General features: G+C 62.6%; 2 protein-coding genes. Both read right to left on the reverse strand.

The window, feature by feature from the left end:
• Nucleotides 1-10,091, reverse strand: a 10,091-nt coding sequence (locus E8F20_RS06390) for a peroxidase family protein (protein WP_280283000.1), incomplete at its 3' end; no start/stop codon positions are given.
• Nucleotides 10,092-10,922: 831 nt separating this feature from the next.
• Nucleotides 10,923-12,412 (reverse strand): calcium-binding protein (locus E8F20_RS06395; RefSeq protein ID WP_280283001.1); only part of this gene is annotated, 1,490 nt, incomplete at its 5' end.

Below are 12,412 nucleotides of genomic sequence, written 5' to 3' on the forward strand. Positions count from 1 at the left end.
GCCGGGTTGGCGTCGAAGTCCAGAATCTGGTCCTGGCCGAAACCAGCACCGAACTGGAATACGTCGTTGCCGCCACCACCGCTCAGCACATCGTTACCCGTGCCACCGGCAATACTGTTGGCCAGGGCGTTGCCCGTGCCGTTGAACGGCCCCACGCCAGCGTAACGCAGGTGTTCGACATTCGCCGCCAAGGTGTAGGTCGACAACGAGGTCCACACCACATCATTGCCCCCACCTGCCAGCTCGATCACCACGTCTCCCGCGCTGTCAACGCCGTACAGGTCGTCCCCGGCGCCGCCCACCATCCAGTCGTTGCCTACCCCACCATGGAGACCGTCGTTACCCACGCCGGCGGCCAGCACGTCGTTGCCTCCCGCCCCTATGAGCACATCATTGCCCACTCCACCTTCGATGTTGTTGGCCAGGGCATTGCCCGTAGCGTTGAACGACCCCGTACCGGCGTAGCGCAGGAACTCGACGTTCTCCGGCATGGTGTAGGTCGACAACGAGGTCCACACGACGTCATTGCCTTCGCCGGTGGTCTCGACCACCACGTCTCCAGCGCTGTCGACGCCGTACAGGTCGTCTCCGGCGCCGCCCACCATCCGGTCGTTGCCTACCCCACCATGGAGACCATCATTACCCGCACCACCGGCCAACGTGTCATTGCCACCGCCACCGATGAGCACGTCATTACCCACGCTACCCGCGATGTCGTTGGCCAGGGCGTTACCCGTACCAGTGAACGGGCCCGTACCGGCGTAGCGCAGGAACTCGACGTTCGCCGGCAAGGTGTAGGTGGACAACGAGGTCCACACGACATCATTACCGCCGCCAGCAGTCTCGGTCACAACATCCCCGACGCTGTCAACGCCATACAGATCATCTCCAGCCCCCCCCGCCATCTGGTCGTTGCCAGCGCCGCCATGGAGGGCATCGTTACCCGCACCACCGTTCAGGACATCGTTGCCCGCACCGCCGCTCAGGAAATCATTCCCCGCACCGGCATTAAGTGTGTCGTCACCACCACCGCCATTCATCACATCGTCACCCGCCGTACCGGTCAGGATGTTGTTCCCGCCATCGCCGTTGAACGTCCCGCCGATAACGGCGGTCGCCGCCGACGCAGCCTGGTTGGCAAAGCCCTGGTCATCCGTGAAGCTCGCCACCACCCGCAGCATCAACCCAACCTGCAATGCGCCGGGGGTGAAGTTTGCCGACGTGGCACCGCCGATGTTGGTCCAGGTCGTGCCGTTGGCGGAGGACTGCCACTGGAAGCTGAACACCGAGGTGGTGGTGCCGTCCGGATCGGCGATGGTGCCGCGCGTGGCCGTCAGCAGCTGGCCCTGGGCCGGCGTGGTATCGCTGATCGCCGGCGCCCCTGTCGGCGCATCGTTGACCTGGGTGGCCGACACTGGTGCGGTCACCGCCGAGTACACGGTTTCCAGCACGCCGTTGGCGTCCTTGTAGATGGCCTTCAGGCGCATGGCCAGCCCAGCCTGGGCGGCGGTGACCAGGAAGCTCGGTCCGGTGGCGCGGGCCAGTTCGGCGCCGGCGTTCTCGATGATGATGTCCTCGAAGATGCCGTCACCACGCACGTCAGCCTGCCAGTAGTAGGACACCGGTCCGGTGACAATGCCACCCGCGTTGTTGGCATCGGTCACCCCGGCAATGGAGGCCAGCAAGCGAGTACCGACTTCAGGCGTGGCATCGCTGATTGATGCAAGTCCCACCGGTCCGCTGTTGAGGCCGACTACCAGCGCCTCGCTGATGTCGTTGAACTGCAGCCGTTCGATACCACTCAGGCGATCCGAACCATCTCGTCCATCGACGGTGTCGGTCACGGTCCAGGTGCCATCGCCGTTATTGAGCACCGTGTAGTCGGCGCGGTTGCCGGCGAACTCGGCGGTGTCGTAGTTGAACGCGCCATTGCCAGCGAGCAGTTCGCGAGTGACGACCAGCTGACCGGGGTTGTAGCGGCCGGTGAGCATGTCGTGGACCAGTTCGGTCATGCTGAACGCGGTGTCGATCACGGGTCCGGTGCCGTCGGGGTTCTGATGCACGGCGATGTAGACAGTCATCGAGCGATCACCGTCGATCAGATCATCACCACCGCGTCCCGCGATGATATCGCTGCCGCTGCCGCCGAGGATGATGTTGCCGGCGCCGAAGGAGGTGACGCCTGCTCCCAGGAACTCCTGCAACCCGGCGATCAGGCCGATGTTGGTCAGGATGCTGCCGTTCACACCCGAGGTGGAGATGGCCGCTGCATCGCGGTCGTCACCCTTGAGGATGTCGCTGTGGGACGAACCGGACAGGCCTTCCATGAACTCGAAGCGGGTCAGCAGCGAGGCGGTCGACGGGGTTACCGGCGTCTCATCGAAGGCCCGCAGGTCGAACTCGATGTTGACCCCCCGCGGATCATCGCGGAACACCGCCCAGTCATAGCCGGAGCCGCCGACGTAGCGATCGCCCTCGCCGCCGTTGCCGAGCATGATGTCGTCACCGCCCTCACCGTCCATCCGGTCGATGATGCCGCGCTCGCCAATGTAGACATCGTTGCCGGGCACGTTGTCCAGGCCGAACTCGTTGAAGTTGTCACCGGCGTTGCCGTCAGGGCCGCCCAGTTCCAGCCAGTCGTCGCCCTCGTTACCGAACTGCGCTTCGTTGCCACGGGTGCCGAGGATGAAGTCGTTGCCGACGCCACCGAAGATTTCCGAGGCATCCTCCCCGGAAACGATGAAGTCGTTGCCCTGGCCACCCAGGATCAGGTTGAAGCCGTTGCCACTGTGGATGACATCGTTGCCGCCGTCACCCTGGATGTTATCGTCGCCGCCGCGGTCGGTGATGATGTCGTCGCCATCGCCGGCACGGATCAGGTCGTTGCCGTCGCCGCCCTCGATACGGTCGTTGCCGCCATCGCCCCAGATCGTGTCGTCGCCGAGGCTGGAGATCAGGATGTCGTTTTGATCGGTACCGCCCAGCACCACGTGCTCGTCGCCGGTGTAGCGCAGGTAGTTGGCGTTGTTTTCGACATAGAACGGCGTCAAGAGATTGTCATTGGCCACCGGGTTGTTGCGGATCACCCAAGGCAGCAGCGCACTGCCGCCAATCGGATCCTCGCCGGGAGCGGCAACGTCGTCGAGGCTCTCGTCGACCAGCGGCGTCGACGGGTCATCACCGAGAACGCCATCAGCTCCGGGGTTGACCACGTCGGCATTGAACTGCCGGGTAATGTCCATCTCCAGGATCAGGCCGGGGTCGGAGAAGATATCCCCCGGCAGGTGGGTCGCATTGGTGTTGGCCATCACCATCTTGGCGAAGGAGTTGTTCTCCAGTTCGGCGAGGAAGTTCATGCTCGCCGTGCGTTCCAGGTAGTAGAAGCGGTCGCCGTCCTGGAGTTTCTCCATCTGGTTCTCGAACACGAAGTTGAAGGTCGAGCCCAGCAGGCCGCCGAAGGGCATCTGCCGCTCGGCCAGGCCACCGATCCACAGGTCGATGTCATTGACCCCCGTGACAGCCGCATCGCCGTTGAGGAAGGCCAGACGATCCGCGGTGTCGGCGGTAAAGGTGCGCTGTTCCGCCGTTCCTTCGTTGATGATCGCGTCGCCACCGAACACCAGGGCAAAGGCCACCGCGCGCTTCTCGGCCGTCGTGTTCACGTCAGCTGCAAGCAGTTCGGCGTGGGTGCCATAGGCCGCGATGAAGTTGACGATGGACGTCTGATGCTTCAGATGAGCGGCGAAGTCGACCCAACTGGTGTAGGGCCTTAGCTGGCTGTCGCCGGTGGCGTTGTAGAAGTCCTGACGCGCTGCATTGAGAGTCGGGACGCCGGTATCACGGCCGCGAGCGATGTTGATGGTGGCCAGGTCCAGCGGCAAGCCGAGGAGGTTGTTGCGCAATGCCTCGGTGACGAACTCGTCAATTTCATTGCCGGTCTGGCGGGTCATGCCACGGACGATGTTGCCGGCAGCCTCCTCAGCCGACAGTGTGCCGTTATTGTTGAAGGCCAGCGGGTTCAGGAAGGCATCGATCAGATCCATGCTGCCCGCGTCGGTGAAGTCCGGGTTCAGCCGGTCCACCGTCTCGGTGAGCATGGAGTGGCCGAAGCGGTACACCACGTGGGCGAACTCGGCGACGATCGCCGGGTTGATCGCGGTGTCGTAGACCTGAGTGGCGTTGAAGAACACGTCCACCTGCGGCTGCACCTTGCGGGCGAATTCCTCGAACACCAGGTGCTGGTACTGCATTTCAGTGGTGAAGCGCGCGGCCTGGAACAGGCGTTCGCCATTCCAGCTGCCGTCCGCATTCTGCCAATTACTGATGAAGGTCGGATCGTTACTGGCCAGCACCACGGCCTTGATCTGATCGACCATGCGGTTGTGCTCGGCATGGAACACGTGGTGCACGGCGGTCAGGCCGATGTTCTCGTTACCACGCCCATCACCGGTGATGAAGTGGCGGTCGAGCAGTTCGTTGTCGAACGTGCCTGCCGGCGATGGATTGGTTACGTCATTAATTACGGCATCCCCATCCGCTGTCATCAGCGCGCCAGTCTGGCTATTGAAGGGGTTGGCGGAGTGGGCGATGTCATCCAGGAAGGCATGCCCGGTGAACAGGGCGTTGCCCGGAATCGGGAGGCCGCCCGCGACGCCCTCGACGAGCACGATCTCGCCGTCCACCAGGGTGACGATCTGCGCGAACCCGTTCGGCCCCGGAAGGAACTTGCCATAGAGGTCAGTCGCCAGCAGCGGGACGTTGCCGATGTTGCCATCGGTCAACTGGATGCCCAGCATGTCGGCGGCCTGGGCCTTGACCTCCGCCCATGTCGGCAGACCGCCGACACCATCGAGCATGCGACCCGTGGCAACCGTATCGCCAGCGAGATTAGTCTCGTACTCGCGCAGGAACACCTGGTGCGATGCATGGGACGTATAGGTCTGGTTCTGGTCGACGAACGGCGTGGTCGTGTTGAGCGGCCCGCCGCCGATCACGTCGTCCGCGGTGCCCATCAAGCCGTCCTGCCCCGGAGCATCGTTGCTGGTGCGGGTAAGGATCATGAAGTTGGACGTGCCGCCTTCGACGTAAAGCGGATCGTCCGGTTGCAGTGGAACGAAGACGAAGCCATTGCCGCCCTTGCTCACCAGATCCAGGCCATGGTCGAAGAACTGGCCGAACAGCGTGAACCAGGAGTTGAACCCGGCGGACAGGCCTTCGTCAGGTGCCGTGTTGGGAATGAATAGGGGTTGCCCGGCGGGAATTGCAACCCCGTTCAGGTCGAGCAGAACCCCAGTGGGACTCAGGGTGCCCAGACCGGCATCCACGTAAGCCTGCACAGCTGCCGGGTTGGTGATGGTCTGGTCGACGATCAGGTTGGAGATGACCCGCGGATCGACATCGACCACGTTGCCAGGGGCACCGAAGTCGGTATTGGTTTCCTCACCGGGAGCCGGACCGTTGATGTCGATGCTGTCGCCATCCTGGTCATCGCGGAACACTGGCGGGACCAGGTTCGGGAAGGGCTGGTCGGCCGCCCCGAAGTGCTCCTGACCCGGCACCAGGTTGTTGAAGGAACCATCCACCGTACGCAGACCAAAGGCGCCACGGGAGTTCGGCACGATATCCAGCAGATTCTCGCCAGCGGCATGGCGCTCGGAGATAAGTATCTGGTCGAGGATGAACTGCAGGTCGCTGCGGATGATATGCACGCCAGGACTGGCGACGAAGTCTTCCTGCGGCACAGCCGGCGGCGGTGCGACGACCACCTGTCCATCCACCGGAGCGGTGGCATCCGAGAAGACGGTCTCCAGCACGCCGTTCTGGTCCCTGTAGACCGCACGCACCCGCAGCGCCAAGCCATCAAGGTCCGCGGTCACGCGGAAGCTGTCGCCCTGGGCGGTTTGCGGCCGCTCGCCGGCCTCGGTGACGATGTCCTGGAAGATGCCGGAACCGGCAACGGTCTCAGCCTGCCAGAAGTAGGCGACGGGGCCGGTGATAGCGCCACCGGAGGCCACGTTGTCCGCGTCGGTTACCAGCAGGGCTGAGGCCTGCAGAACCTGGCCATTCTGCGGATTGGTGTTATCGATCTGCAGTTGGCCTTGCGGCCCTTCATTAAGACCCGGAACCAAGGCGAACGAACCATTGTTGAACTGCAGCCGCTCAATGCCAGTCAGCCGGTCCACACCATCGGCGCCGATGACGGGGTTGCCGTCGAGGTCCACCTCCAGGTGGGTGACAGTGATCACGTCATCACTGAAGTCCAGCGTCGTACCGTTGTTGTTGATATTGATGTCGTAGTCTTCGAAGTTGCCCGTGAACACCGCCGTGTCGTAGTTGAAGCCGGCGGTCTGGACGACTTCACGAACGATGACCAACTGGCTCGGATTGATCGCCCCCGAGAGCATGTCGGGAATCAGCGCGCCGATGCTGTCGACGCGACGAATCTCCGTATTGGGGTCGTTGGGGTCGGTACGCACGCTGACAAAGGCGTTCAGTGCCCGGTCGCCATCGATCAGGTCATCGCCACCACGGCCTTCAAGAATGTCGCTACCGCCACCGCCGAGGATGATGTTGCCGGCGCCAAAGGAGGTAACGCCCGCGCCGAGGAACTCCTGCAACCCGGCGATCAGGTTAATGCCGGCCTGGTTCAGCACACTGCCCAGCGGACCGTTCTCGGCGATCTCCGCGGCATCGGCGTTGTCGCCGCGCAGGATGTCACCGAACTGCGAACCGGACAGGCCTTCGACGAAGGCGAAGCGATCGAAGATGCCAGCGTTGGAGGCCGGTACCGGCGGCTCGAAGAAGTCGTCGACGATCATGTCGGACAGCACGCCGAAGGGGTCGAACTTGTAGCTGACCCAGTCGAAGCCGGAACCGCCGTCGAAGTGGTCGGCACCTTCCGAGCCGAAGAAGATATCGTCACCGCCTTCGCCGATCATTTCGTCAAAGCCACCGCCGCCGACGAAGACGTCGTTGCCGGGTACTTCATCCAGGGCAAAGGGCGAGAAGTTGTCGCCGGGTGCACCGTCCTGGGTGCCGATCTCGATCCAGTCGTCGCCTTCGTTACCAGCGGTCTGCAGGTTGCCCTTGGCGCCGTAGATGAAGTCGTTGCCGGTACCACCGAAGGTTTCCGACACGTCTTCGCCAGTGATGATGAAGTCATTGCCGGCGCCGCCGAGGATCAGGTTGAAGCCGTTGCCGCCATGGATAACGTCGTTGCCGTCGTCGCCCTTGATGTTATCGTCGCCGCCCATGTCGGTGATGATGTCATCGCCGGCGCCGCCATTGAGGCTGTCCACGCCGTCACCGCCCTCGATACGGTCGTTGCCGCCATCGCCCCAGAGGGTGTCATCGCCGATGCTGGCGATCAGGATATCGTTGCCGTCGGTACCACCCAGCACCACGTGCTCATCGCCGGTGTAGCGCAGGTAGTTGGTATCAACTTCCGGTGTGGCCGGGTTGTCGCGGATCACCAGCGGAACCAGCACGTTATCGCCCAGCGGGTCCTCGTTGGGCGTCGCGATATCGTCGGCGCTTTCATCCACAAGCGGGGTGGATGGATCATCGCCAAGAATTCCATCAGCACCGGCGTTATTGACGATACCCGCGTTGAACTGCCGCGCCTGGTCGACTTCCAGGATCAGACCAGGGGCGGAGAAGATATCCGCCGGCAGTCGATCAACGTCGGTGTTGCGCATCACCATCTTGGCGAAGGAGTTCTGCTCCATCTCGGTGAGGAAGTTCAGCCCTGCCAAGCGGCCCAGGTAGTAGAAGCGGTCGCCGTTCTGCAAGGCCTCCAACTGGGTCTCGAAGACGAAGTTGAAGGTCGAGCCCAGCAGGCCGCCGAAGGGCATCTGCTTCTCGGCCAGGCCGCCGATCCAGAAGTCCACAAGATCAAGCCCGGTCGTGGTCACGCCGTTCGCGCCACTGGCCCACTCGCCAGTGCTGTGCAGGAAGTCCAGACGGTCGACAGGAGCACCGGCGGTACCCAGCACAATGGCCGTCGCAGCGGCCCGCTTGGCGTCGAGAGTGGTGGCACCGGTGATGGTGTCGTGGGTGCCATAGGCAGCGATGAAGTTGATCAGGGACGTCTCATGCTTGAGGCCGCCCATGAAGTCCACCCAGCTGCTATAGGCCTCCAGCTGAGCGTCCCCCGTAGCCTCGAAGAACTCGCGGCGTGCGGCGTTGAGCGACGGAATACCGGCGTCTCGGCCACGGGCGATGTTGATGGTCGCCAGGTCCAGGGGTAGGCCCAGCAGGTTGTTGCGCAGCGCCTCGGTAACGAACTCGTCGATCTCGTTGCCCTGCTGGCGGGTCACGCCACGGATGATGGCGCCAGCGGCCGCATCCGCATCCGCACCACTCTCGGCAAACGCCAGGGGGTTGAGGAAGGCGGCGATCAAGCCGATCTCGCTGCTGACGAAGTTCGGGTCCAGGCGGTCGATGGTTTCAGTCAGCATGGAGTGACCGAAGCGATACACCACGTGGGCGAACTCGGCGACGATCGACGGGTCGATGCTGGCGTCGAAACCCGTGGGTGCCAGGAACTCATCGATGTTCGGCTGCACCTTGCGGGCGAACTCCTCGAACACCAGGTGCTGGTACTGCATTTCCGTACCGAACTTGGCGGCCTGGAACAGGCGCTCGCCATTCCATACCAGAGTGGATGTATCGGCGGGAATCTGTCCGACAACGGGAACCAGAAGCCACTGATTGAGGAACTCCACATCACCGGAACTCAGAATCACCTGCTTGGTGTGGTCCACCAGGCGGTTGTGCTCCGAGTGGAACACATGGTGCACGGCGGTGAGACCGATGTTCTCGTTCACCCGTCCGTCGCCGGCGATGAAGTGGGCGTCCAGCAGTTCGTTGTCGTAGGTGGCGGAGCTGCCATCGTCGATTCCGGCAACGTTGTCACCGTCAGCTGCAAGCAGCGCCCCCGTCTGGCTGTTGAACGGGTTGGCACTGTGGGCGATGTCATCCAGGAAGGCATGGCCGGTACGCACGGCATTGGCCAGGCTGATGCCCTGGCCGCCGTTGGCGGCCGGATCACCTTCGAGCAGGAAGGTTCCGCCAACACCATCGCTCATCACCACTTGCGGATAGCCATTGGGCCCCTTGATGAAGTTGCCGTAGGCGTCGGTGGCCAGCAGCGGAATGTTGCCCACGTCTGCATCGGTCAGATTGATACCCAGCACATCGCGGGCCTGGGCCTTGACGGTTGCCCAGGTGGCCATGCCGCCGAGGTCCACGTCATCGCCATCGCCGAATACGCCGTTGACCAGATCACGATTGGTGATCAGCTTGCCGGTCGTTACCGGACCGTCGGCCGTCGAGACATAGGCGCGCAGGAAGACCTGGTGCGAGGGGTGCGAGCTGTAGGTCTGGTTCTGGTCGACGAAGGGCGAGGTGGTGTTGGTGTGCTCGTGGATGTCGTCCGCGGTACCCAGCTCACCATCCGGCCCCGGCTGATTGGTAGCACGGGTCAGGACCAGGAAATTGGTCGGGCTACCCGGCACGAACAGCGGGTCGTCCTCTTGCAATGGAATGAAGATGGTGCCGCTCCCACCCTTGGTGACCAGGTCCAGACCGTGGTCGAAGAACTGGCCGAAGAAGGTGAACCAGGAGTTGAACGGCGCGGACAGGCCTTCATCGGGCGTCGTGTTGGGGATGAAGAACACTTCCTGGTCATCCGGAGTCCCGAAGATACCGTCGAGGCCGGGGCTCAGCACCGGGTCGGCGCCACCATTGGCGTCTACCGCCGCCGGGTTATTGGCGGTCTGGTCGACGATCAGGTTACTGATGATCCGCGGCTGCGAATCGAATACCAGGCCGCTGGTCTGGGTATAGGACGTGCCGTTCTCGGCGATGCGGAATACCGGGTCGAGCATGCGCGGGAACAGTTCGTCGGCCGCGCCGAACTCGGTTTGTCCGAGTACCAGATGGTTGAAGGAACCATCGACTGTCCTGAGCCCCCAGGGCACTTGCGAGTTGGGCAACAATGCCGACAAATCCTCGCCTGCCGCATGGGCTTCAGCGATGAGGATCTGCTGGAGGATGAACTCGAGGTCAGATTTGATGTAGGTGGCCATGGTGTTTTTCCTCAATGCGACAGCAATCAGTCAGGCCGAATCACGCCCACGCGGGTGCGATTCCACGTTTCGTCAATGGAAAGCGATCTAGCCGGGCAAATCGCAGTCGCAGCCGAACCCGCCAAGCCTTGGAAGTGGCTCAGTACCGACTGAATGGATTTGTCCCTCTCGGCGCCGCTAGCGAAGGCGGCGCTGCTACTCAGGCGTGAGGTGGTCCGTGGAAGCGAACCCGGGGGGCGGCACAGGTCGATGGGCCGGTCGGCCCACTGCGCGAGACTGAATCGATGCTCATCACGGTGTTCTCCCTAGCACTCTTGTGGCGGGCTCCGCAGCGGCGTCCCTCAACGTCTCTACGTGCCAAAAAACAGTCATGTTCGTACACACCCTGACTAAAGCCCCGGCCACTTGCACTGTCAATAAAACGTCGACATATGTTTCTAAATGTAAAAAGATGGTAAGTATCTGATTTAAAACATATAACCGTATAAAATCGATAAAATTGAGTCGCTCGACATGTGGTAGCACTCTTCCAGCTGCCCTGGCACGCTCTTCTCCTGACGGCTGAAAGTGGCGTTCTAGAGCTGTCTAACACCACCGTCCCACTTATCAGAGGAATACAACCGTTGACTCAAGTGGGAAGTCCGGGCAATTCGGAGGCATCTTTCTTGCTAGCAGAACGCAAAATAATGCACGTTAGTGCCAAAAAATCGGCATAGCCATCAGAAAGGCCGGAATAGAGCAGGGTTTTGAGTTTCTGCGGGCATGAAAAAGGGGCGAAGCCGCACGTGCTTCGCCCCTTTTTGTGCGTCAACGAACTGTCGCCAGGGTCCCTCAACCCGCGAGAATGAAGTCCGCCTGGGTCACGGTGGTGGCATCCGCCACCCCCACCAGGGTGATGCTGTTGGCACCGATGGTGACCTGGGTATTCGCCCCCAGGTCGGCGATGCTGACATTCGCCGCAAAGGTCGCCGCGGTGATGCCCAGACCGGCGATGTCCATCCGGTCCTGCCCACCGGCCGGGTTGGCGTCGAAGTCCAGAATCTGGTCCTGGCCGAAACCAGCACCGAACTGGAATACGTCGTTGCCGCCACCACCGCTCAGCACATCGTTACCCGTGCCACCGGCAATACTGTTGGCCAGGGCGTTGCCCGTGCCGTTGAACGGCCCCACGCCAGCGTAACGCAGGTGTTCGACATTCGCCGCCAAGGTGTAGGTCGACAACGAGGTCCACACCACATCATTGCCCCCACCTGCCAGCTCGATCACCACGTCTCCCGCGCTGTCAACGCCGTACAGGTCGTCCCCGGCGCCGCCCACCATCCAGTCGTTGCCTACCCCACCATGGAGACCGTCGTTACCCACGCCGGCGGCCAGCACGTCGTTGCCTCCCGCCCCTATGAGCACATCATTGCCCACTCCACCTTCGATGTTGTTGGCCAGGGCATTGCCCGTAGCGTTGAACGACCCCGTACCGGCGTAGCGCAGGAACTCGACGTTCTCCGGCATGGTGTAGGTCGACAACGAGGTCCACACGACGTCATTGCCTTCGCCGGTGGTCTCGACCACCACGTCTCCAGCGCTGTCGACGCCGTACAGGTCGTCTCCGGCGCCGCCCACCATCCGGTCGTTGCCTACCCCACCATGGAGACCATCATTACCCGCACCACCGGCCAACGTGTCATTGCCACCGCCACCGATGAGCACGTCATTACCCACGCTACCCGCGATGTCGTTGGCCAGGGCGTTACCCGTACCAGTGAACGGGCCCGTACCGGCGTAGCGCAGGAACTCGACGTTCGCCGGCAAGGTGTAGGTGGACAACGAGGTCCACACGACATCATTACCGCCGCCAGCAGTCTCGGTCACAACATCCCCGACGCTGTCAACGCCATACAGATCATCTCCAGCCCCCCCCGCCATCTGGTCGTTGCCAGCGCCGCCATGGAGGGCATCGTTACCCGCACCACCGTTCAGGACATCGTTGCCCGCACCGCCGCTCAGGAAATCATTCCCCGCACCGGCATTAAGTGTGTCGTCACCACCACCGCCATTCATCACATCGTCACCCGCCGTACCGGTCAGGATGTTGTTCCCGCCATCGCCGTTGAACGTCCCGCCGATAACGGCGGTCGCCGCCGACGCAGCCTGGTTGGCAAAGCCCTGGTCATCCGTGAAGCTCGCCACCACCCGCAGCATCAACCCAACCTGCAATGCGCCGGGGGTGAAGTTTGCCGACGTGGCACCGCCGATGTTGGTCCAGGTCGTGCCGTTGGCGGAGGACTGCCACTGGAAGCTGAACACCGAGGTGGTGGTGCCGTCCG

The sequence above is a fragment of the Pseudomonas sp. BN415 genome, assembly GCF_029871195.1.
Lineage (GTDB): Bacteria > Pseudomonadota > Gammaproteobacteria > Pseudomonadales > Pseudomonadaceae > Metapseudomonas > Metapseudomonas resinovorans.